Here is a 23405-nt window from a genome sequence, read left to right on the forward strand (position 1 = left end):
TCGCTCAGACCGGGACGCATTTTCCCGATCGACCCTCTGCGAGAAACTGTATCCCACCTTGAGGGGCAAAACTGGGACGCGGTTTCCGGTCCGGGCATCAAAACGAAGTTGCGGTGGAATAGTTCCTGCTTGGGGCTTTAACCAGCAAAAACAGGAACTATTTCACCGCAAGTTATGAGGGACGGGATGGGGCTGGCCCTCTTACTCTTACAGATGGCGCTCCAGGAAGCGGAAGGCTAGGCGAATCCAAGGGCGGACTGCCACCTGCTTGTCCTCGTTGTCGACCGCGGTATTGGCATTGCCGAGCGAAAGGCCGTGACCGCCTTGGTCAAAGACGTGCATCTCGCAAGCGACGCCCTCCTCGGCCATGCGTTGAGCAAACGGATAGACCTGCGCGATCGGCGCCGTTTTGTCATCGGACACGCCCCACACAAAGGTCGGCGGCATCTGGCGCGAAACATGCGTGGTAGGGCAGATATCGGCCAGGTGCTCTTCGGTGGCCTCGCCGCCGGTCACCATCGACAGGTAGTCGTTGAGCAAATCGCGCCCCGTCTTGCCACCTGTCTTGGGCACGCGCAAGTCGATGCGCGGATCGCGCGTCTGCATGTCGCGGACATAGGCAAAGTCGAGCAATGGATAGCCCAGCACCACGGCATCGGGACGAATGTCGTCCGGACGCGCCCCGGCAAGTGCCGCGAAGGGGCCGGTCTTCCACTGCGTTGCCAGCGAGGCGCAGATCATGCCACCCGCCGAGAATCCCACGACGCACACGCGCTTGGGATCGACATGCCACTCGTCGGCATTCGCACGAACCGTGGCGACCATCTTGGCAAGATCTGCCTGGGGGTGCGGAAAGCTCACGTCACCCGTGCCACTCGTGACATAGTTGAGAACAAAGGCCTGGTACCCGTGATCCAAAAAGGCAAACGCCACCGGATCTTGCTCATGCGGGGCGATGTGCGTAAACGCGCCTCCGCCGCAGATGATCACTGCCGGGCGACGACCATTGGGCTTGCCGGGCAGCGGTTCGGCCCCCATATAGGTAAACGTCGCCGGATATTCCTCGGTCGGCTCCTCGCCCCACAGCGCATGGCTCTCGACAATCATATATGCTCCCTTCGCGCGATTCGTGCGCACGTTATGTATCGCCTTCAAGCGTACCCCACTTGGACGCACGGCATCGAAACGTATCCGCAATAAGTTCCCTTCAACTGATATATCACATAATCCCAGCTCAGGGCCGTCGTTGAGCAGCGTAAAATAGAGACGCTGACCGAGCCGGTAACACACACGAAACGTTTCCGGCAAAACTACGCGTGCGCTACATGCGCACTTGATACGTTGGAGGCATCTATGGGTCTACTCGATTCGCTCAAGTCCACGTTCAACTCGTCGGGCGAGGCGTCCGTACCGCCCGCAGCAAGCTTCGCCACCCGCGAAGGCGTCATCTACGCTCCCGTTAACGGTGTGCTCGTCAATCTAAACGAGATTCCCGACGAGACCATCGCCTCGGGTATGCTCGGCCAGGGCTACGGCATCGAGCCCATCACCGGCACCATCTATGCGCCCGCTAACGGCCGCATCGGCGCCACCACCGTCACCAACCACTCTATTGGCATGATCACCGAGGACGGCCTTCGCGTGTTCATCCATGTCGGCCTGGGCACCGTACAAATGAACGGCAAGGGTTTTGCCCGCTTTGTCGAGATGGGCGATGTGGTCAAGGCAGGCCAGCCGCTCATCAGTTTCGACCGCGATGCCATTAAGGCCGCTGGCCACGAGGACATCGTGACCGTCATCATCTCCGAGCTCGATCGTCTTAAGAGCATCGACCATGTCGGCGAGTCTGGAACGCTTATCGGCGGCAACCCGCTCGTCAAGCTGGGCGACCCGCTGCTGGTGGCTAAGACCAAGTAACGAGTCCTGCGCCGTACAGCCAATAGGCAACACGCCAAGCGCCCACGACCATCTGGCCGCGGGCGCTTTTCGTTTGAAAACCGTCCCGTCAATGCCTTATCTGTATAGCCCAAATGAGCCGAGCTGCTAGAATATCGAACTGTATGGATAACTATCATTCAACCGCTATGGGAGGATACGTGAACCGCACCAAAATCGCGCAGCTCTATGCCGATTCCGAGTCGCTCGGCGGCAAGGCCGTCACCGTCGCCGGCTGGGTCAAGTCCGTCCGCGACATGAAGAACTTTGGCTTCGTCACGCTCAACGACGGCAGCTGCTTCCGCGACCTGCAGGTCGTCATGAACCGCGAGACGCTCGGCAACTACGACGAGATCGCCCACCAAAACGTCTCGGCTGCACTCATTTGCACCGGCACCGTCAAGCTGACCCCCGATGCGCCCCAGCCTTTCGAGCTTTCTGCCACCTCCATCGAGGTAGAGGGCACGAGCGCCCCGGACTACCCGCTGCAGAAGAAGCGCGCAACCGTCGAGTTCCTGCGCACCCAGCAGCACCTGCGCCCGCGCACCAACCTATTCCGTGCCGTGTTCCGCATCCGCTCTGTCGCGGCTGCCGCCATCCACCGCTTCTTCCAAGAGCAGGGCTTTGTCTACGTCAACACCCCCATCATCACCACGAGTGACTGCGAGGGCGCCGGCGAGATGTTCCGCGTGACCACGATCGACCCCAAAAATCCGCCTCTCACCGAGTCCGGAGAGGTCGACTGGAGCCAGGACTTCTTTGGCAAGCATGCAAGCCTTACCGTGTCCGGCCAGCTCAATGCCGAGAACTTTGCCATGGCCTTTGGCGACGTGTACACCTTTGGCCCCACCTTCCGCGCCGAAAACTCCAACACCACGCGCCACGCCGCCGAGTTTTGGATGATTGAGCCCGAGATGGCCTTTGCCGACCTGAACGACTACATGGATAACGCCGAGGCCATGCTCAAGTACGTTCTTAAGGACGTTATGGCCACTTGCCCCGACGAGCTCAACATGCTCAACAAGTTTGTGGACAAGGGCCTGATCGAGCGCCTGAACCACGTGGCCAACTCCGACTTTGCCCGCGTCACCTACACCGAGGCCGTCGAGATCCTGGAGCAGGCCGTCGCCGCCGGTCACAAGTTTGACTATCCTGTCAGCTGGGGCATTGACCTGCAGACCGAGCACGAGCGCTTCCTGACCGAGGAGCACTTTAAGCGCCCGACCTTCGTGACCGACTACCCGGCCGAGATCAAGGCCTTCTACATGCGCATGAACGACGACGGCAAGACTGTCGCCGCCGCCGACTGCCTGGTTCCCGGTATCGGCGAGATTATCGGCGGCTCCCAGCGCGAGGAGCGCCTGGATCTGCTCGAGGCCCGCATCAAGGACCTGGGCATGGCCCCCGAGCAGTACAAGTACTACCTTGACCTGCGCCGCTACGGTTCCTGCAAACACGCCGGCTACGGCCTGGGCTTCGAGCGCTTGGTCATGTACCTGACGGGTGTGGGCAACATCCGCGACGTCCTTCCGCACCCCCGCACCGTGGGCAACGCCGATTTCTAATCGCCACAGCTCCGTCCCGCGCGTTACAGCGTGTCGCACCAGCGCCTCTCGGCAAGCCGAGGGGCGCTTTTTTCAACAGCATCCGTCAGGCTTTTGTCAGGTTTTTGGTCAGCTGAGCAGGGCTGTTGAAAACTCGACCCGCCGCTTGCCGACGACTATCGACCACCCAGAGCGCCCTGTGCCCCTAAGCAAACCCCGTGTCCTAGGCTCCGTAGCGTCATCACCCAAAATCGGAAAGGACGTGAACGCAATGGCCAAACCCGCTGTTGAGAACTACGAGGCCACGACCAGGGGTGCTGCTTCCATGGCAGCCTATCGCGCTGTGCGTATCCTGCAACTCTTAAGCGAGCATACCGGTGAGGACAAAGCGCTTCCTCCCGATGAGCTGATCGAGCGCCTCGCCCATCCCGACGACCCCGCTCGCATGCCCATCTCGGCAGCGCGACGCAGTATCCATACCGCGATTTCCGCCCTGCGACATGCCGGATACGAGATTGAGTACAAGCGCGGCGCGGGTTACCGACTTCTCACCCGACCGCTCTCCGACGAGGAAATCATTCGACTCCATGGCATGGTCATGCGCAACCGCTCCACACCCATCGCGACCAGGAAAAGCATAGCGCGCCATCTGGTCGCCATGGCAAGCGCCGACGTTCGCGGCTATCTCGATACGTCCGAGCCGGCACCAAGCGCAGAAGGCAAACCCGCCAAGACCACGCGACCGCCCGCCAAACGCATCGATACCTGCGAGCTCATCGAGCGGGCCATCGACCACGGAACCACGGTGAGCTTTGACATTTCAAGCGTCACGACACATGACAAGATCGAAGTGACGAGGATGACCGTTCGGCCTTTTGCCATCAAACAGCGAGACGGCGTCTCGTATCTGCTGGGAACGGTCGTCGACGGGCACGGCTCAGACGACACCCTACGCACCGTCGAGGTCGGCCGCATGAGAAACGTTAGCACGCGCCTGCTCGACGGCAAGAAGCTCTTTGCCGCGCTGGACGAGGGGGAGCGGCCCGCGCCCGCCGCCTAAGTCTTGCCGTTGCCCGCCGAATCCCCCGCCGTCCATCCGGTTCAGTATTAAAAAACCCGACAGGTTGTTGAAAAAATGGGCATCGGCGCTACTATAGACCCACTTGCACTTTGTTTGAGTGCAGTGTTTCCAGCAATTTCTATACTGGGGGTAATGACATGAACGACATCACCATCAGCCGCAGGAGCCTTCTGGTCTCCGCCGGCCTGCTCGCACTGGCCCCGCTCGCCGGATGCGGCGGCAACTCTGGTTCCGGCTCTGCAGCCGCCGGTTCCGACTACACCATCGGCGTTCTGCAGCTCACTGAGCACTCCGCGCTCGACGCCGCCAACGACGGCTTTGTCAAGGCCATCAAGAAGAGCGGACTCAAGGTCAAGATCGACCAGAAGAACGCCCAGAACGACCAGTCCACGTGTAAGTCCATCGCCGACAAGTTTGTGGGCGACAACGTCAACTTGATCTACGCCATCGCCACGCCTGCCGCCCAGGCTGCCGCCGGCGCCACGGCCGATATCCCCATCGTGGGCTGCGCCATCACCGACTACGCTGCCTCCGGCCTGGTCCAGGACAACGACAAGCCCGGCACCAACGTCACCGGCGCCTCCGACCTCACCCCGGTCGCCGAGCAGCTCGAGATGATGCAGAAGGTCCTGCCCGACGTTAAAAAGGTCGGTCTGCTCTACTGCACCGCCGAGTCCAACTCCGACGTCCAGATCAAGGCCGCCAAGAAGGAACTCGACAAACTGGGCCTGGAGTACACCGATTTCACCGTCTCGAGCTCCAACGAGATCCAGTCCGTCGTCGAGTCTGCCGTGGGCAAGGTCGACGCGCTCTACTCCCCCACTGACAACACCATCGCCGCGGGCGCTTCGCAGGTCGGTCAGATCTGCAAGGAGAACAAGCTTCCCTTTGTGACCGGCGAGGAGGGCATGTGCATGGCCGGCGGCCTGTTCACCCTTTCCATCAACTATGAGGACCTGGGCTACGCCGCGGGCGAGATGGCCGTTAAGATTCTGAAGGGCGAGGCCAAGCCCGAGGATATGCCGATCAAGCACCTCTCGAGCAAGGATCTGGTCGTCGTCAAGAACAACGAGATGGCCGAGGCCCTGGGTATCGACCTTTCCGCTCTAGACGAGTAGCGCCATGCGCGGTAACGCAGCTAGGCACGCGCTTGCGCCATAGCTGCGTTATTCAATATCTGAGTCATTGGGGCGAACGCTAAAGACCGGCGTTCGCCCTGCTTGTTTTTGGTAAAACAAAATGTCCGTCCGCTGCTCTTTTATGCATTGGTACCGCTATTATGGAAAATCACGTGTCCACCCTATCCTAGGAGGTATGAAGCATGCTCATTGCATTGCAGGGCGCCGTTTCGCAGGGTGTCCTCTGGGGCATTATGGTGCTTGGCGTGTTTATCACGTTCCGCCTGCTCGACATCCCCGATATGACCTGCGACGGCAGCTTTGCCCTCGGCGGCTGCGTCTGCGCCGTGCTCATCGTCAGCAACAATGTCGACCCGTTGCTCGCCGTTTTGGCCGGCATGTGCGCCGGCGCCATTGCGGGCGCGGTCACGGGCATTCTGACCACCGTCTTTGAGATTCCCGCGATCCTCGCCGGAATCCTCACCCAGATCAGCCTGTGGTCCATCAACCTGCGCATCATGGGCAAATCCAACACGCCCATCCTTGCCAAGGGCACCGTGTTCTCGGCCGTCAGCAATATGACGGGCCTGCCGCAGTCCACCGTTGCCATCATCCTGGGCATCTTGCTCGCCGTGGCTATCGTTGCCATCCTGTATTGGTTCTTTGGCACCGAGATCGGCTCGGCGCTGCGCGCCACCGGCAACAACGAGTACATGATCCGTGCCCTGGGCGTCAACACCAACTCCACTAAGATGATCGCCCTCGTGCTCTCCAACGCCCTCATTGGCCTTTCGGGCGCGCTCATCTGCCAGAGCCAGAAGTACGCCGACATTGGTATGGGCACCGGCGCCATCGTTATCGGTCTCGCCGCCATTGTTATCGGCGAGGTGCTCGGCCGCCTGCTGCCCGGCGGTCTCACGCAGTTTAGCGTCCGTCTTGCCTCCGCCGTCTTTGGCTCCGTGGTGTACTTCCTCATCCGCGCCATCGTGCTGCAGCTGGGCATGGACGCCAACGACATGAAGCTGCTCTCCGCCGTGATTGTCGCCGTGGCCCTATGCGTGCCCGTAGTTTGGGAGCGCTATAAGCTCCGCAGCTCCTACACGAAGGGGGATGAGGCAGATGCTTAAGCTCTCGCACGTCAAGAAGACCTTTAACAAGGGCACCGTCACCGAAAAGCGCGCTCTTACCGGCGTCGACCTTACCCTCAACGACGGTGACTTTGTAACCGTGATTGGCGGCAACGGCGCCGGCAAGTCCACGCTGCTCAACATGATCGCCGGCGTATATCCGCTTGATTCGGGCGTTATCGAGCTCGACGGCACCGACATCTCGCGTCTGAGCGAGTCGCAGCGTGCCAAGTACCTGGGCCGCGTGTTCCAGGACCCCATGCGCGGCACCGCAGCCGACATGCAAATTGCCGAGAACCTGGCACTCGCCAAGCGTCGCGGCCAGCGTCGCGGCCTTTCGTGGGGCGTCACCAAGGCCGAGAAGGACGAGTACGTCAAGCTGCTCAAACGCCTGGACCTTGGTCTGGACACGCGCCTCAACGCCAAGGTCGGCCTGCTCTCGGGCGGCCAGCGCCAGGCACTCACCCTGCTCATGGCCACGCTCACCAAGCCGCGCCTGCTGCTGCTCGACGAGCATACCGCGGCACTTGACCCCAAGACGGCCTCTAAGGTGCTCAATCTGACCGAGGAGATCGTCGACGAGAACCACCTGACCACGCTCATGGTCACGCATAACATGAACGACGCTATCCGTCTGGGCAATCGCCTGATCATGATGCACGAGGGCCACGTAATCTACGACGTGGCGGGCGATGAGAAGAAATCGCTCACCGTGGCCGACTTGCTTCAGAAGTTCGAGGAGGTCTCGGGCGGCGAGCTCGCCAACGACCGCATGCTGCTGAGCTAAACCTACCAAAAAGGGACAGGTTTATTTTGGCAGGTTTTATCTGCGCAGACGTCAAAACCGCCGCAAAGGGACAGACACCTTTGCGGCGGTTTTCGCATATTATGTCGATAATCCAGCGTCAGCAGGGACCACTGGTTAAGAACTAAGGAAACTGCCATGAGAGGATCTCTTCCTCGTCTTGCTTGACCGCCGCGCTCCTTGCCGGCGTACTCGCCGGCGTCCCAGCTTACGCCACCGCGGACGCCCCATCTCAAGTTATCGGCCCGTCCGTTGTGATCGGACGGGCTTTTTGGTGGGTATCATGGTTGAACGATCATGAGGAGGTTTTCCCTACATGGAATTGTTTGAGCCGATCCTTCATTTCTTTGAGCAGCGGTGGGTCCACAACATCATCTGGGCCGGTATCTTGGCGATAGGTACCGCTGTCGCCACCAAAGTCGTTTCCAAGACGCTGCGTCACCTGCTCAACCGCGACGATAACCCGCTTCCGGCATCGAGCATCTTCATCAACATTGCGCGCGCCGTCATCTGGATGATCGGCGGCAGTTTTATCCTCGACAACTGCTTTGGCATTAACGCAAACGCGCTCGTCGCCGCTCTTGGCGTCGGCGGCATTGCCATCTCGCTCGGCTTTCAGGACACGCTGTCGAACCTTATCGGCGGCATGCAGGTGACCTTTATGGGCATCATCAAGCCCGGCGACAATATCGAGGTCGGCGGCGTGTCGGGCGTGGTCCAGGACATCACCTGGCGCCACACGACCATCGAGGATGCCTACGGGCAGACCATCATTGTGCCCAACTCCAACATCTCCAAGGACACGCTCGTGCATCTGATGCCCTTTGGGCGCGTGGCCGTGCCCGTTGCCGTAAAGGACACGTCTAAATGGGCTTCCCTTGACGCGCTGGCAGACGAGCTGACCAGCGCCACCAAGGCCGCCGTGCTTCCCATCTCGGGCTTTGACCAGGAGCCCTACGTGCTCTTTAGCGAAATCGGCGACTTTGGCATCAAGGGCAAGATCATCTTTATCGTCAGTGACGACAGCACCACACTCACCGCTGCCGACGCCTGCATCCGCGCTATCGCTCCCATCATCGCCTAAAGCACCACAAAGGGGACAGTGAACTGCCTCCCATTTCTTTGACATCGGAAAATGGGAGGTTTTCATTCGTGGTACCATAGTTCATACAGTTGTTTAAACGACTAAGGGAGCAAACTATGGAAGAGGCCTACCGTCAAGCACGCAAGCGCGGCGAGCAAGGACGTCGACGCGCCATTAGCCAAAGCGAGCATCCATACCTTACGGACCTCGACAGTTTGGTTGCCCAGCTCCCCCTAGGTCAGCGAGAGAATGTCGGCCTGCGGGATATTCCGCTCGAAATGGTTGTCGGCACGGTTACCAAGGGCCGTCAGTCCGCCTTTTCATGCAACTTTATGCCCCTGCTGCCGTTTAGCACCGAGTTCGCCCGCAAGTGGTCCAACCTCTACGACATTCAGGTAACCGAGGGCTATCGCGACCCCATCATCGTCACCGAGTTCATGCATAGGTTCTATGTCCAGGAGGGCAACAAGCGCGTCAGCGTCCTCAAATTCCTGGACGCCCCGACGGTTTCGGCCAAGGTCACCCGCCTCTACCCCGGCAAATGGGATTCCGTCGAGAGTCGCCTGTACGGCGAGTTCTGCGCGTTTTGGCGTGTCTGCCCCCTATACGAGATCGAGTTCTCGCGCGAAGGAAGCTACGAAACGCTCGCCAAGATGCTCGGTCAGAACCTTATCGAAAAATGGCCCCAAAAAAAGGTCGATTACCTGCGCCACACCTTCCTACTCTTTAAGCGCGCCTACCTTCGCGCGGGCGGCGACCACCTGGACATTACGCCCGCCGACGCCATGCTCGTCTACCTCAATGTGTACAACCAGGACCGCCTGCTGGATACGCCGACAGATATCGTCGTAAACCGCCTGTGCAAGATCTGGCGCGAACTGGTCATCGCCGGGAAAAGTGACGAGGACAAGGTCGATCTTGTCGAAGCGCCTAACGTCGATGAGGAGGAGTTGCCCGCCAAGTCCACCTCCGGCATGCTCAACTTCTTTATGGGCAAGACCGTCTATTCGGCGGCCAACCCCCTGCGCATCGCCTTTATCCATGAATTCACCTGTGCGACGTCGAGCTGGGACAGCCTGCACGACCAAGGGCGTCAGTATCTCGATGAGCACTTTGGCGGTATCGTGCGCACCGAGGCGTTTGAGGACTGTCACGATCCGGACGTGTTCTACGCCGCCGTGGAAACGGCTGTCAAACATGGAGCAAACGTCATCTTCTCGACCTCGCACCGCCTGATGGAATACACGCTCAGGGCTGCCGTTGAATATCCCCGGGTTCGGTTCCTTAACTGCTCCATCGGCCTTCCTCACCAAAGCGTCCGTTCGTACTTTGGCAAGATGTACGAAGCAAAGTTTCTCCTGGGCGCCCTTGCCGCCAGCATGGCGGACAACCACCGCATCGGTTACCACGCGTCGGTCTTCGCCTCAGGCGCACTCAGCGAGATCAACGCCTTTGCGATTGGCGCCTCGCTGCTCGACCCCCGTGCGCAAATTATCCTAACCTGGGGCGATGTGCCCGCCGGAGGCCTTGCCGAGGCCATGTGCCGCGAAGGCGTGAGCGTCATGACCGGCGCCGATATGTCAAAGTCGCTCGAAGACCCCACGGCCTACGGACTCCACCGCCTGGTCGATGGCAAGGTTACCGGCATTGCCATGCCGGTATGGAACTGGGGCCGATACTACGAGCTTATCGTGCGAAGTCTACTGCATGGCACCTGGGATGAGACCAGTGACGACAGCCAAGTTCGCGCCGTCAACTACTGGTATGGCATGAGCTCGGGCGTTATCGATATTCGCTACGCTCCGGGTCTGCCCTATCAGACGCGCAAGCTTGTTCAGCTCCTCCGCAATGGCATCGTCGAGGGCTCCATCAATCCATTTGGCGGTGAGCTCCATAGCCAAGACGGCGTGGTGCAGATTGAGGGCTTTCCCCCACTGCCGAGCACGCAAATCGTCGAGATGGACTGGCTGGCAGACAACGTGGTGGGCACCATTCCGCAGCCTGACGATGAGCCGAAGGTCCGTGCTCTATGAAAATCCTTGCCATAGCCGATACCGAAGAGCGATGCCTGTGGGAGTGCTTTCGCAAGGAACGCTTTGAGGGTGTCGACCTAATTTTGTCCGCTGGCGATCTGGACCCGGACTATCTTGAGTTTTTGGTTACGGTCATCAACAGACCGCTCATCTACGTGCGTGGCAATCACGATGACCGCTACGCGCGTCATGCACCGGGCGGCTGCATCTGTGTCGAAGACACCGTGTACGTGTATCGCGGCGTCCGCATTGCGGGGCTTGGCGGCTCCATACGCTATCGAGATGGCGCTAACATGTACACCGAGCGCGAGATGGCCAAGCGCATGCGTAAGCTGTCCCGCAAAGTGAGGATGGTCGGCGGCTGCGACATCTTGCTCACCCATGCGCCCGCCGCCGGCATGGGCGATCTGGACGATCTGACACATCGAGGATTCGAATGCTTTAACACAGCGCTCGAGACATGGAATCCCGACTACATGGTGCACGGGCATGTGCACCAATGCTATGTTCGCGACTTTCAACGCGAACGCCAGCACGCATGCGGGACGACGATCATCAACGCCTGCGGCTATACGCAGTTTGAGCTGGACGACGCGCGCTACCCCATCCGTGGCTGGCAGGCAGCCTGGCTCAATTCGCAAACCATGCGCCGCGAGCTCAAGCGCCACGAGGCAATCGAGTCCTCAACCGCCAGAACCCCCTGGTAACCACCACAAAGGGGACAAGCACCTTTGTGGTGGTTCCGGACATCTCGACGCTACAGCGCGGCGATGACCTTATCGCCCATCTGGGTCGTGCCGAGGATCTTATCGGCAGGGGTGCTGGCATCGGCAATGTCGCGGGTGCGCCAGCCTTCGTCAAGCACACGTGCCACGGCATTTTCGATCCAAGCAGCCTGCTCACCCATGTCGAGCGCGTACGTGAGCAGCATTGCCGCCGACAGGATCTGCGCGAGCGGGTTAGCGATACCGAGCCCCGCGATGTCGGGCGCGCTGCCGGCGCTCGGCTCAAACAGCGACACACCATCGCCCAGCGAAGCCGAGGCAAGCATGCCGAGCGATCCGGCAATCTGCGCCGCCTCGTCGGAGAGAATGTCGCCGAACATGTTCTCCGTAACTACGACGTCAAAGTCGGCCGGTCGGTTAATGAGCTGCATGGCGGCGTTGTCGACGAGCAGATCCTCAAGCTCTACATCTGGATACTCCTCGTCATGCACGCGATGCACGACCTCACGCCACATGCGGCTCGTCTCCAATACATTGCGCTTATCCACGCTTGTCACCTTGCCGCGGCGCTTGCGAGCTGCCTCGAACGCCTGGCGGGCGATGCGCTCAACTTCGTACTCGCGATACTCCATTACGTCAACCGCGCGCTGGCCAGCCACGCCGTCGGTGCCCGCACCGCCCTCGTCATAAAAGCGCTCGTGCTTGCCAAAGTAAATGCCACCGGTAAGTTCGCGGACGAGTACCATGTCAACGCCCTTGATGACTTTGGGACGAAGCGTCGATGCGCTGGCAAGTGCGTCGTAGATTTTTACGGGGCGAAGGTTGGTATAGAGGCCGAGTTCTTTGCGGATACGCAGCAAGCCTTGCTCGGGGCGCGGGACCGCCGGATCGGTCGAATCCCACTTTGGGCCACCGACGGATGCCAACAGCACGGCGTCCGACGCCTTCGCCGCCGCAAGGGTTTCATCGGGCAGCGGATTGCCGCACGCATCGATCGCCGCGCCACCAATCAGGTGATCCTCAAAGGCAAACTCTACGCCAGCGCGCTTGCCCACGGCAGCCAGCACCTTCTTACCCTCGGCAATGACCTCGGGCCCAATGCCGTCACCAGGAAGACAGCAGATCTTATAGGTCTTCTTCACGTTGCAGCTCCAGCTCTCGCTACTCGGCCCGTTTGCAAACGGATTATCCAGCTTGACCGTCATAATCGCTTACGCCTCCTGACCCTTTGCCGCGACAATCTTGGCACGCGTGCGCGCAACCAAACCGCCGGCCTCGATAATCTCGGCAATAAATGGCGGGAACGGCTCAGCTGTAAAAGTCTCGCCAGTACGCTCGTTGGTGATGACACCCGCATCGGTATCGACCTTCACGGTATCGCCGGCACAAATCGCATCGACAGCTTCGGGGCACTCCATAATGGGCAGGCCCACGTTAATGGCATTGCGATAGAAGATGCGTGCGAAGCTCTTGGCAATAACACACGACACCCCTGCAGCCTTAATGGCAACCGGGGCATGCTCACGCGAAGAACCGCAACCAAAGTTCTCCTCAGCCACAATGATGTCACCGGGCCTCACGGCAGAGGCAAACGCGGGATCAATATCCTCCATAGCATGCGCCGCCAAGTGCGCATGGTCGGACGAGTTCAGATACCGAGCAGGAATGATGACATCCGTATCAACATCACGACCATACCTAAATACCTTGCCTTCAAAGTTCATATCATTCTCCGTTCAAACATGGAATGCGGGGGATTTGATATTTACTTACTTACTCGGACAGTCCTGCTCGCACGGAGAGCACATTAAGTGCTCTCCGGCTCGTGCGGAACTCGACGCAAGCAAATATCAAATCCCTCGTTCGCGTTTCGGCTACAAAAAAGCTAATGGAAAGTTAGCGTTCGCCCTCGGCGAACAAAAAAAGTGCCAGGACTGTCCGCAGTAGCGAGCAAAGGTCGAAGGACCCCGTAGCCCCTACAGGTCAGACGGCAAGCATATGTGCCCCGCCACGGCAGAAGCAGCCGCCACGGCCGGCGAGGCCAGATAGACCTCGGACGTGGGGTCGCCCATACGGCCGACAAAGTTGCGGTTGGTCGTAGAAACGCAACGCTCCCCTGCCGCCAAGATGCCCATGTAGCCGCCCAGGCACGGACCGCACGTGGGCGTGGAGAACACACAGTTGGCATCTAGGAAAATGTCGGTCAATCCCTCCTTCATGCACTGGCGGAAGACCGCCTGGGTCGCCGGAATCACGATGCAACGCACCCCGTCGGCAACCTTATGGCCGCGCATGACTTTGGCCGCAGCACGCATGTCCTCGATACGTCCGTTGGTGCACGAGCCGATTACCGCCTGGTCGATCATGATGTGACGGCTCTCGCTCACCGGATGGGTGTTGCTGGGCAGATGCGGCCACGATACACACGGCTTAATGTCGGCCGCGTCAATGGCAATAACCTGGGCATACTCGGCGTCTGGATCGGCGTGATACTCAACGTAATCACGCTCGCAGCGTCCCTTGAGCCAGGCGCGGGCAACATCATCGACCTCGATAATGCCCGCCTTGCCGCCCGCTTCGATCGCCATGTTCGAAATTGTCATGCGACCTTCCATCGACAGGCCCTCGATGGTGCTGCCGGCAAACTCCATGGCCTGGTACAGGGCACCGTCCACGCCGATCATGCCGATAATGTGCAGGATGATGTCCTTGGCGGTGGCGCCGTCCTCAAGCTCGCCGTTAATCTCAAAGCGAATCGTCGGCGGCACCTTAAACCATGCGCGCCCCGTGGCAATGCCCACGCCGGCGTCTGTTGAGCCCACACCGGTCGAAAACGCACCCAAGGCGCCATACGTGCAGGTATGCGAGTCGGCACCGATAATCAGATCGCCAGGGACCACCACGCCGCGCTCGGGCAGCAGGGCATGCTCAATGCCCGCGCAGCCTTGCTCGTAATAGTGCGTCACATGCTGCTCGTGCGCAAAATCTCGCATCTTCTTGGTCTGCTCGGCGCTCTTAATGTCCTTGTTGGGCGCATAGTGATCGGGCACCAGGCAAATGCGATCGCAATCAAATACCTCGGTGGCACCCAGCTCGCGAAAGACATCGATCGCGATAGGTGCGGTAATATCGTTGGCGAGCACAATGTCCAGGTCGCATTCGACCAGCTGGCCCGGCTTTACCTCATCGAGCCCGGCGTGTGCCGCCAAAATTTTCTCTGCTACGGTCATGGGACGTGCCATGTGATTCCCCTCTCAAGCGGGCTTTGCCCTGCCGAATATCGTTACTTGCCCGCCTTGGAACGGTTGGTCTGAATCATGCGGTTAATAGCGTTGATGTAAGCCTTGGCCGAGCTCACGATAATGTCGGTATCCGCGCCGCGGCCGGTGTAGATCTTTCCATCCTCGGCGGTGATGCGCACCGTCACCTCACCGATGGCGTCGATACCACGCGTAATGGCCTTAACGTTGAACTCCGTCAGCTCGCCATGGGCAGAGATGGCCTTGTCGACCGCCTTGTACGCCGCATCCACCGGACCAGTACCCGTCGAGCAAACCACCCGTGTCGCGCCGTCCTCGTCCGTGATGGTCGCCGTGGCCGTAGGAATGAGCGGATCGCCGCAGGAAACCTGGAGCGCGTCGAGGGTGTAGATCGCCTTGACCTCGCGCTGACGCTCCTGAATCATCGACTCCAGGTCCTCGTCAAAGACCTCTTTCTTTTGATCTGCAATCTCCAAGAAGCGCTGATAGATCGACTCGAATTCCTCATCGCCAAACGTATAACCCAGCTCGGCGAGACGATGGCGCAGTGCCGCATGGCCCGAACGTGCCGAAAGGATAATCTCGGATCCCGCTGCACCCACGTCCTTGGGATCGATAATCTCGTAGGTGTCACGCGCCTTGAGCACGCCATCCTGGTGAATGCCCGAGCTGTGGGCAAACGCATTAGCGCCCACAATGGACTTGTTGGGCTGCACGTTAATACCAGTAATTGAACTGACGAGCTTGGATGCGCGCGTGAGCTCGGTCGTCACGATATCGGTATGTGCATCCAGGTCCTGCTCGTGCATCCTCATGGCCATGACGACCTCCTCGAGCGCCGTGTTGCCCGCTCGCTCGCCCAAGCCGTTGACGGTGCACTCGATCTGCGTCGCGCCATTGCGGACCGCCTCGAGTGCAAGGGCTGTGGCCATGCCCAGATCGTTATGCGTGTGGACCGAAATCGTAACGTCCTCGATTCCGGCCACGCGCTCGCGCAGATCGCGAATACGAGCACCAAACTCCCAAGGCATGTTATAGCCCGTGGTGTCCGGAATATTCACGACCGTAGCGCCGGCCTTGATTGCTGCCTCGATAATGCGGACCAGGAACTCCTGATCGGAGCGGCCCGCATCCTCGGCATAAAACTCGACATCGTCGACAAACTTACGAGCGTCCTTTACGGCGTGAATAGCGCGCTCGATTGCCTCGTCTTCGGTCATATGGAGCTTGTCGCGCAAATGGCTGGGACTCACACCCAGACCGGTGTGGATACGGGGCCTCTGAGCCGTCTTGAGGGCTTCTGCAGCTACTTCGATATCCTTATCGACCGCACGGGTGAGACCGCATACCGTGCACCGGTCACCCGCGATCTTGCCAATCTCCTGTACGGAACGATAATCACCGGGGCTCGAAATAGGAAATCCCGCCTCGATCACGTCGACATTCATACGTACCAGCTGGCGTGCAATAACGAGCTTTTCCTCGGTATTCATGCTGGCGCCGGGAGACTGCTCCCCGTCACGAAGCGTTGTGTCAAAGATTGCGATTTTGCGGCTCATGATTTCCTCCTGACAGGCTAAAGATACAGATGGCTTTCAGGAGAGATGGAGTGCCTCAAGATAGAATAATACCCGTGTCGCTCATCACGCCCAAAAGCGGCGGAAGATAGCGCACCCGGGTACAACTAATCGTTATAGCGAAATTACAACCCTAGCGCGCTATCCAATCTAGTAGCGCTAGGCCTAGGAGCTGCTGTTTGTTATAGAACATGTCTGGCTCCTTTCAGCCTCGGGTATTCACTACATTAGGCTAAAGTGTAACACAGGCAAAACGACGCGCAACGGGGATTTTGAACCAAAACCACCACAAAGGCGCCTATCTCCTTCGTGTTGGTTTTGGCCCGAAACAGCAAGGAACCCGGTCCTGCACGAGACAGAACCGGGTTCCTTTAGCAATGCTTGCTTTGCTCAGGCAGTAACTAGAAGTTACTCAGCCAGGAAGTCACGCTGGACAGCGGGATCGACCTTGACGCCAGGGCCCATGGTGGAAGACACAGAGATGGACTTGACGTACTTGCCCTTAGCAGAAGAGGGCTTGACGCGCAGGATCTCGGTGTACAGGGCAGCGTAGTTCTCAACGAGCTGCTGCTCAGAGAAGGACTTCTTGCCCAGGGGCACGTGGCAGATGCCATAACGGTCGGCGCGATACTCAACGCGGCCGGCCTTGAGCTCGGAGACCATCTTGGCGACGTCCATGGTCACGGTGCCGAGCTTGGGGTTCGGCATGAGGCCACGGGGACCAAGGATCTTACCGATGCGGCCAACCTTGGCCATCATGTTCGGCGTAGCGATAGCGGCGTCGAAGTTGATCTCGCCCTTCTGGATCTGGGCGACGAGCTCGTCGGAACCGATGATGTCGGCGCCGGCAGCCTCGGCCTCGCGGGCCTTCTCGCCCTCGGCGAAGACGGCAACACGAACGGTCTTGCCGGTGCCGTGGGGCAGGGAGATGGAACCACGGATGTTCTGGTCAGCCTTACGAGTATCAATGCCCAGACGGAAGTGGGCCTCGACGGTCTCGTCGAACTTGGCGGTGTCGAGCTCCTTGATGAGCTTGGCAGCCTGAAGGGGGGTGTAGAGCGTGGCGCGGTCGACCTTCTCGGCAGCGGCGTTATAGCTCTTACCATGCTTAGCCATGTGCATTACCTCCTGTGGTTAAACGGGCGTGAGCCCTCCCACATCGTATCGTGTGCCCTATTGCACACATTTAACGGGCGCCCCGGTCGGAACACCCGTCGTTACCTAGAAAAACGCTACTCAGCGATGGTGACGCCCATGGAACGGGCGGTACCGGCGATGATCTTCTTGGCGGCGTCAATGTCGTTGGCATTGAGGTCCGGCATCTTGATCTCGGCGATCTTGGTGAGCTGCTCCTGAGAGAGCTGGCCAACCTTGTCGGCCTGGGGCTTAGCGGAACCAGACTTGAGGTTCAGCTCCTTCTTGATGAGGTGAGCCGCCGGCGGAGTCTTGGTGATGAAGGAGAAGGACTTATCCTCGTAGACAGAAATCTCAACGGGGATAATGTCGCCCTTCTTGTCCTGCGTCTCGGCGTTAAAGGCCTGGCAGAACTGCATGATGTTCACGCCAGCAGCGCCCAGGGCGGGGCCGACGGGAGGAGCGGGGTTAGCGGCACCAGCAGGAATCTGGAGCTTAATGACGTTGGCAACCTTCTTCTCAGCCATGGTCATTCCTTTCGAATCACGAGTGTGAAGTACTTGCTATATCGTAAGCACGCACGTGTTAGAAGCACTCCTGAGATGAGCAGTCACAGAAGAAGCACGCTCGCGCGAACGGACGAAAACTTAAGCGATGACAGCGACCTGGTTAAAGTCAAGCTCGACCGGCGTCTCGCGGCCAAAGATCATCAGCGTGACCTTGAGCTTGCCTGCCTCGGCGTTAACCTCGGAGACCTTGCCATCAAAGTCGGTAAGCGGGCCATCGGTGACGCGGACGGACGTACCGACCTCAATATCAACCGACGTACGCTTGGGCGAATCGCCCTTACCGGGACGACGAGTCATCTTATTGTACTCGTCGCGGGAAAGCGGAGCGGGCTTGCCGTTGCCGCCCAGGAAACCGGTGACGCCGGGCGTGTTGCGAACACACGTCCATGCATCGTCATCCATCTCCATGCGAACCAGGACATAACCCGGGAAGATCTTAGAATCCTTGGTCTCGCGCTTGCCACCCTCTTTGATCTCGGTGACGCGCTCCATAGGAATCTCAATATCAAAGATACGATCCTGCATGCCCATGGTCTCGATGCGATGCTCGAGATCGGACTTAACGCGGTTCTCGTATCCAGAGTAAGTGTGGACGACGTACCAACGCTTAGACATGGTTTAGCCCCTCAATCCAGAGAACAGAGCAAGAGCCTCGCCAAAGCCAGCATCGAGCAGAGCGATGACGACGCCGACGACGATCAGAGAAGCGCAAACGACGACCGAGTAGTTCACGAGCTCCTTCTTATCGGGCCACGTGACACGCTTCATCTCGGACTTCACCGAAGCAAAATACTTCTTGGTGCGGGCGAAGAAACCGGGCTTCTCGTTCTTCTTGGACTTCGCAGCCTTCTCGCTCTTCTTGGCAACGGCCTTCTTGGCCTCAACCTTGGAGTTGGCGGCAGCTTTGTTGGCAGGCGCCTGCTGCTGTGCCTTCTTCTTGTTCTTCTTGTTGGCCATTTGGGTTACCTCCGCGCAATGCGCTTATACATGAGTAAACCGTAAGCCCCCAAATGGGAGCTTACGGAATAATGACTGGCACGCCAGGAAGGACTCGAACCCTCAACACTCGGTTTTGGAGACCGATGCTCTACCAATTGAACTACTGGCGTATGTGACTAGAGACTAGCGAGTCTCTTTGTGCAGCGTGTGGTGACGGCACCAGGGGCAATACTTCTTGATCTCCATACGATCAGGCATGTTCGCCTTGTTCTTAGTGGTCGTATAGTTGCGGCGCTTGCACTCAGTGCACGCAAGAGTAACTAGAGTACGCATGTATCCTGAACCTTTCATATCCGCCCCGTACGGGCACGAGTTGGTACTTTATCAGCTCTACGTAAGTGCTGTCAATGAAAACCTCGCATCAATTGGTTCTCGGTAGATCCATTCATATTTGGAACACATCAATGGAGCCAACGAGATCTAATCGATTCCTCACGCTCAACTTAAGAGCGAGCTAAGCGTAATCATCAGGCAAAAAGACCAGCGTAGAAAAGAACCCGGCACCCATATAAGTGCCGGGTTCTCTAAGTCAGCTGTATCAGAGAGCTAATTTACTCAATGATCGTGGAGACGATGCCCGAACCGACGGTGTGGCCACCCTCGCGGATAGCGAAGCGCAGGCCCTCCTCCATAGCGATCGGGTGAATGAGGTCGCCCTCGATGGTGATGTGGTCACCAGGCATAGCCATCTCGGTGCCCTCGGGGAGCTTGACCGTACCGGTAACGTCGGTGGTACGGAAGTAGAACTGAGGACGATAACCATCGAAGAACGGGGTGTGACGGCCGCCCTCCTCCTTGGTCAGAACGTAGATCTCACCGGTGAACTTGGTGTGCGGGGTAACCGAACCGGGCTTGCAGAGAACCTGGCCGCGCTCGATGTCCTCGCGCTTGATGCCGCGGAGCAGCAGACCGACGTTGTCGCCAGCCTCGCAGAAGTCCATGGACTTACGGAACATCTCGATACCGGTAACGACGGTGTTCTGGGTATCCTTGATGCCGACGATCTCGACGGGCTCGTTGAGCTTGAGCTCACCGCGCTCGACACGGCCGGTAGCAACGGTACCACGGCCGGAGATGGTCATAACGTCCTCAACGGCCATCAGGAACGGGAGGTCGTTGTCACGAGCAGGCGTCGGGATGTACTCGTCGACGGCAGACATGAGCTCGCGAATGGCGTCCATCCACTTGGCGTCGCCCTCGAGAGCGCCCAGAGCGGAACCACGGATGACGGGGATGTCGTCGCCGGGGAACTCGTACTCGGAAAGGAGCTCACGGGTCTCCATCTCGACGAGGTCGATGAGCTCGTCATCGTCGACCATGTCGCACTTGTTCAGGAAGACGACGATGTAGGGAACGCCGACCTGACGGGCGAGCAGGATGTGCTCGCGGGTCTGAGCCATGGGGCCGTCGGTAGCGGCGATGACCAGGATAGCGCCGTCCATCTGAGCAGCACCGGAGATCATGTTCTTGACGTAGTCAGCGTGGCCCGGGCAGTCAACGTGAGCGTAGTGACGGGCAGCAGTCTCGTACTCGACGTGGGAGACGGAGATCGTAATGCCGCGCTCGCGCTCCTCGGGAGCCTTGTCGATGTTCTCGAACGCAGTGAAGTCAGCCTTGCAGCCCTCGGTCTCGGAGAGAACCTTGGTGATGGCAGCGGTCAGCGTGGTCTTGCCGTGGTCGACGTGACCAATGGTGCCGATGTTAACATGCGGCTTAGTGCGCTCAAACTTCTCTTTGGCCATAAAGCCCTCCTCTAAACAGGTCGTCCCCGGACGGGACTATGCCTTTATACCATAGTGGCCTCTCAACATACTATTGAGAAGCCACCGTGTTACCTATGGTAGCGGTGACTGGATTCGAACCAGTGACGCCACGGGTATGAACCGTGTGCTCTAACCAACTGAGCTACACCGCCGGATGGAGCCTGCAACCAGACTTGAACTGGTGACCTCTTCGTTACCAACGAAGTGCTCTACCGACTGAGCTATACAGGCACTTGACGGGTGGGAGCTATAGGATTCGAACCTATGTAGGCAGAGCCAACGGGTTTACAGCCCGTCCCCATTAACCACTCGGGCAAACTCCCAATCGTTCAAGTATCCGCAGGTTCTTTGGTCTTTTGGGCCTCCGCCCCCGCGAACGAAAAAGATAATACGATGCAACCTTGGGGGCTGTCAACGAAAACCTCTAAATACACGGTGCCGGGCGTATCTATATACCTTTGACCTGCGGTTTTGCTGAATTTAGATATGAAGGACGGCGGATTTGGCTGCGCTGGCGACATTTCCCGAGGGAACACTTTGGTGTAGTGGAGTACCCTTGCGGTATCGACTTTCGATAACGATCCTCGTGCGTCCGAATATCCTCGCTCAACCAGGATGACTGGGACCGGTCCGGCCTTTGTCTCGATCTGTAACATTTAGAGAACATTTTCTCCCCTATTTGTTACAGATCGAGATGTTTCCCTGGCGGTCTCCCGTTTATCTAAATCTGTAACAGCAAGAACGGTTTTCCTTCCCTAGTTGTTACAGATTGAGACACTTCTCAGCTCGCCCCCAAACTGTCTAAATCTGTAACAGCTGGGAGCTGAATGCTCGTCCTCGTGTTACAGATCTAGATTGTCGACCAACCCCAATCAAGCCCTTAAGCCAGTACCTCAGATCCGTTGTAGAGCCTGCTGCCTTCAAACGATCGCAGCAGGAGTTCGCGACGTTCATCGAGGTCTTTCAGTTCGCAGGGGAACACGAACAGCATCACGTTTTGATGATACTTGTAATCGGCATAGACATCCGGATCGCCCAAGCGCGTGGGCGTGGAAACGATATCCTCCGACATGTGCTCGCTTGAGCCCACATAAATTCCCAGATAGTCACTGTAGTTCTTATCGTGATCGCCCTTTTGATACTTTGCGATAAGGTAGCAGCCAGGCATATCAAAGCCGTTAAACGCGGCATCGGCAGCCTTTTTCTGCTGGCAGACAAACTTGTGCAGGGGCATCACCGTCGACGCACTTTCGAAAATCGACTGCCTTGCGGCGTTGATCTTCTTGCGAGTCTCGGCGGCCTCTCTTGAGTCCTGCAACGCTTTCGCGGCGCCGCCCAGCGCGCCAACTGCCGCGCCAAAGCCATCGGCCGCGACACCGAGCCCCTTGCCAATGCCATCGGCAACGACACGTGCACCGTTAGCAGCACCATCCGCAGCACCCTTTACAGCACCGCCGACAGCTTCGACATCGACGCCGAGCTGCTTTGCGCCATCAATGACGTCCGCGGCCGCAACCAGGACCTTCGCCGCAAGGCTCATCGCATCTTTTACTGTTTTCAGATCTACAGACATCCTAGAATTCCTTTCGATATCTCGCATAACCAAAACAGCTCATGACTCATAAATAGCGTCAGGCGATTGCGCAGCCTCCCGCGGCTATGCGAAATGCATGCGGTACCCAAGTCAGCAGTTTAAATCGGGCTACGTAATGAGTCTCAACGGGTTGCCTATTAATCGGCGAGCGCAACGAGCGTTTCGAGGAACGCCAATACTCGCACTCGCCCCCATTATTCGAAGCCAGATGATGTGTTCTACCGATAGCCCGTCACGGGCGTAGACGGTGCTCACGCCATCGTCGAGCACCATCACGACAGGTGCCAGGTCATTCGGCTGATGCCTCAGCCGACGCAAGGCCGTGTAACACGGTATTAGCCACAGGTTGTTGCTCAACAAATACGCTGCTGGCTGTGGCATACTTTAATTTACTAATGTATCGAGAAAGAGAGTGTCATGGTCCCTTCGGGTAACGGCTGCAGCCAGATCATCATCATTGCTTTGGGCATTTGCCTTGGCCTGACTATGTTTGCGGTCTGTGGCTAAACGATTCAGATCTGCGCTTATTTCCAGCGCAAATCTTCTGCCGCTGCTTGCCGGCATCGTGTATCTCGTTAACAGATACATTGCGAGCTTCGACTTTTTCCTCCCCTACGACTTCGCCCATTATCAGCTCGGAGATCTGTGCGGAGGAATCATTTTTCCCGCCTACGTAAACGTCCTCTGCGAAGTGGTGAGTGGGAAAACGCCGATATGCAACTTTGCAAGTAGCTTGGCATTATCGGTGGGATGCTCAATCTGCTGGGAAGTACTTGCGCCCATGGTGCTCGAGTTTAGTACCCCAGATCCGCTTGATGCCTGCATGTACGTTATCGGCGGCATCTTGTACCTGAAAGCTTTTAAACTGACGGCGGACAGTCGAATCTAGCTGCCCACAAGAAACGGGCCCTGTCCCACTAGGGAACAGAGCCCGAAACTCTCATGGAGCCAGTGACAGGAATCGAACCCGCAACCCACTGATTACAAATCAGTTGCGCTACCGTTGCGCCACACTGGCACACTTGGCGCTTTCGCGCGAAGCTAATTAAGAATAAAG

21 protein-coding genes and 5 tRNA genes are annotated in these 23405 nt (G+C 58.4%); 9 read left to right on the plus strand and 17 right to left on the minus strand.

Features of this window, described 5'->3' with window-relative positions; genetic code table 11:
• Positions 1-207: 207 nt before the first annotated feature.
• On the minus strand, positions 208-1107 hold the full coding sequence (locus ACQRAQ_RS01455) for an alpha/beta hydrolase (RefSeq protein WP_427793558.1): 900 nt from the start codon (positions 1105-1107) through the stop codon (positions 208-210).
• Positions 1108-1353: 246 nt separating this feature from the next.
• Between ACQRAQ_RS01455 and ACQRAQ_RS01460 the strand changes: the two genes are divergently transcribed.
• The 9 genes from ACQRAQ_RS01460 to ACQRAQ_RS01500 all read left to right on the plus strand — a co-directional run bounded on the left by ACQRAQ_RS01460 (position 1354) and on the right by ACQRAQ_RS01500 (position 11434).
• Complete coding sequence (locus tag ACQRAQ_RS01460) at positions 1354-1917, plus strand: PTS sugar transporter subunit IIA (RefSeq protein WP_154514730.1); 564 nt, start codon at positions 1354-1356, stop codon at positions 1915-1917.
• Positions 1918-2096: 179 nt separating this feature from the next.
• The gene (gene asnS, locus ACQRAQ_RS01465) at positions 2097-3500 is read left to right on the plus strand and encodes an asparagine--tRNA ligase (RefSeq protein ID WP_427793559.1); all 1404 of its coding nucleotides are present in this window, start codon (positions 2097-2099) and stop codon (positions 3498-3500) included.
• Between the two features lie 250 nt (positions 3501-3750).
• Positions 3751-4539 carry a hypothetical protein gene (locus ACQRAQ_RS01470; RefSeq protein ID WP_427793561.1) on the plus strand — a complete coding sequence of 263 codons (789 nt, stop codon included), beginning with the start codon at positions 3751-3753 and terminating at the stop codon, positions 4537-4539.
• A 158-nt stretch (positions 4540-4697) separates the two neighbouring features.
• Positions 4698-5678 carry an ABC transporter substrate-binding protein gene (locus ACQRAQ_RS01475; protein ID WP_427793562.1) on the plus strand — a complete coding sequence of 327 codons (981 nt, stop codon included), beginning with the start codon at positions 4698-4700 and terminating at the stop codon, positions 5676-5678.
• Positions 5679-5881: 203 nt separating this feature from the next.
• A complete protein-coding gene (locus tag ACQRAQ_RS01480; RefSeq protein ID WP_427793564.1) occupies positions 5882-6805 on the plus strand; it encodes an ABC transporter permease in 924 nt (307 codons plus the stop codon).
• Positions 6798-7592, plus strand: coding sequence for an ABC transporter ATP-binding protein (locus tag ACQRAQ_RS01485; RefSeq protein WP_117839998.1), 795 nt, complete (start codon positions 6798-6800; stop codon positions 7590-7592). The genes ACQRAQ_RS01480 and ACQRAQ_RS01485 overlap by 8 nt, the downstream gene beginning before the upstream one ends.
• A 334-nt stretch (positions 7593-7926) precedes the next feature.
• Complete coding sequence (locus tag ACQRAQ_RS01490) at positions 7927-8694, plus strand: mechanosensitive ion channel family protein (protein ID WP_427793566.1); 768 nt, start codon at positions 7927-7929, stop codon at positions 8692-8694.
• 116 nt (positions 8695-8810) lie between these two features.
• Positions 8811-10727 (plus strand): BMP family ABC transporter substrate-binding protein, encoded by a 1917-nt coding sequence (locus tag ACQRAQ_RS01495; protein ID WP_427793567.1) that lies wholly within the window; start codon positions 8811-8813, stop codon positions 10725-10727.
• A complete protein-coding gene (locus tag ACQRAQ_RS01500) occupies positions 10724-11434 on the plus strand; it encodes a metallophosphoesterase family protein (protein ID WP_427793569.1) in 711 nt (236 codons plus the stop codon). The genes ACQRAQ_RS01495 and ACQRAQ_RS01500 overlap by 4 nt, the downstream gene beginning before the upstream one ends.
• 50 nt (positions 11435-11484) lie before the next feature.
• Here the strand turns inward: ACQRAQ_RS01500 and leuB are convergent, their stop codons facing one another.
• From leuB to ACQRAQ_RS01580, 16 genes are all read right to left on the minus strand, one after another.
• Positions 11485-12657, minus strand: a complete 1173-nt coding sequence (gene leuB, locus ACQRAQ_RS01505; RefSeq protein ID WP_427793571.1) for a 3-isopropylmalate dehydrogenase — start codon at positions 12655-12657, stop codon at positions 11485-11487.
• A 6-nt stretch (positions 12658-12663) separates the two neighbouring features.
• On the minus strand, positions 12664-13176 hold the full coding sequence (locus ACQRAQ_RS01510; protein WP_427793572.1) for a 3-isopropylmalate dehydratase small subunit: 513 nt from the start codon (positions 13174-13176) through the stop codon (positions 12664-12666).
• Between the two features lie 252 nt (positions 13177-13428).
• The gene (gene leuC / locus ACQRAQ_RS01515) at positions 13429-14694 is read right to left on the minus strand and encodes a 3-isopropylmalate dehydratase large subunit (RefSeq protein WP_427793574.1); all 1266 of its coding nucleotides are present in this window, start codon (positions 14692-14694) and stop codon (positions 13429-13431) included.
• 41 nt (positions 14695-14735) lie between these two features.
• The gene (locus ACQRAQ_RS01520; protein ID WP_427793576.1) at positions 14736-16271 is read right to left on the minus strand and encodes a 2-isopropylmalate synthase; all 1536 of its coding nucleotides are present in this window, start codon (positions 16269-16271) and stop codon (positions 14736-14738) included.
• Between the two features lie 426 nt (positions 16272-16697).
• Positions 16698-17405, minus strand: a complete 708-nt coding sequence (rplA, locus tag ACQRAQ_RS01525; protein ID WP_154514750.1) for a 50S ribosomal protein L1 — start codon at positions 17403-17405, stop codon at positions 16698-16700.
• Between the two features lie 116 nt (positions 17406-17521).
• Complete coding sequence (gene rplK / locus ACQRAQ_RS01530; RefSeq protein WP_022093893.1) at positions 17522-17950, minus strand: 50S ribosomal protein L11; 429 nt, start codon at positions 17948-17950, stop codon at positions 17522-17524.
• 120 nt (positions 17951-18070) lie between these two features.
• On the minus strand, positions 18071-18607 hold the full coding sequence (gene nusG, locus ACQRAQ_RS01535; protein ID WP_427718370.1) for a transcription termination/antitermination protein NusG: 537 nt from the start codon (positions 18605-18607) through the stop codon (positions 18071-18073).
• A gap of 3 nt (positions 18608-18610) precedes the next feature.
• Positions 18611-18949 (minus strand): preprotein translocase subunit SecE, encoded by a 339-nt coding sequence (secE, locus tag ACQRAQ_RS01540; RefSeq protein WP_154514754.1) that lies wholly within the window; start codon positions 18947-18949, stop codon positions 18611-18613.
• A 76-nt stretch (positions 18950-19025) separates the two neighbouring features.
• Positions 19026-19101: transfer RNA gene (locus ACQRAQ_RS01545), tRNA-Trp, on the minus strand.
• Between the two features lie 13 nt (positions 19102-19114).
• Positions 19115-19264: a 50S ribosomal protein L33 gene (rpmG, locus tag ACQRAQ_RS01550; RefSeq protein ID WP_102372646.1), complete on the minus strand. Its 150-nt coding sequence runs from the start codon at positions 19262-19264 to the stop codon at positions 19115-19117.
• Positions 19265-19542: 278 nt separating this feature from the next.
• Entirely contained in the window at positions 19543-20733 is a 1191-nt protein-coding gene (tuf, locus tag ACQRAQ_RS01555; RefSeq protein ID WP_154514756.1) for an elongation factor Tu, read from the minus strand.
• 96 nt (positions 20734-20829) lie between these two features.
• Positions 20830-20906, minus strand: a tRNA-Met gene (locus ACQRAQ_RS01560).
• Between the two features lie 3 nt (positions 20907-20909).
• Positions 20910-20985: transfer RNA gene (locus ACQRAQ_RS01565), tRNA-Thr, on the minus strand.
• A gap of 10 nt (positions 20986-20995) precedes the next feature.
• Positions 20996-21077: transfer RNA gene (locus ACQRAQ_RS01570), tRNA-Tyr, on the minus strand.
• Positions 21078-21634: 557 nt separating this feature from the next.
• A complete protein-coding gene (locus tag ACQRAQ_RS01575; RefSeq protein ID WP_427793577.1) occupies positions 21635-22327 on the minus strand; it encodes a hypothetical protein in 693 nt (230 codons plus the stop codon).
• A 964-nt stretch (positions 22328-23291) separates the two neighbouring features.
• Positions 23292-23366: transfer RNA gene (locus ACQRAQ_RS01580), tRNA-Thr, on the minus strand.
• Positions 23367-23405 lie beyond the last annotated feature (39 nt).

Origin of the sequence: Collinsella sp. SGI.178 (genome assembly GCF_050313495.1) — a bacterium.
Classification (GTDB): Bacteria; Actinomycetota; Coriobacteriia; order Coriobacteriales; family Coriobacteriaceae; genus Collinsella.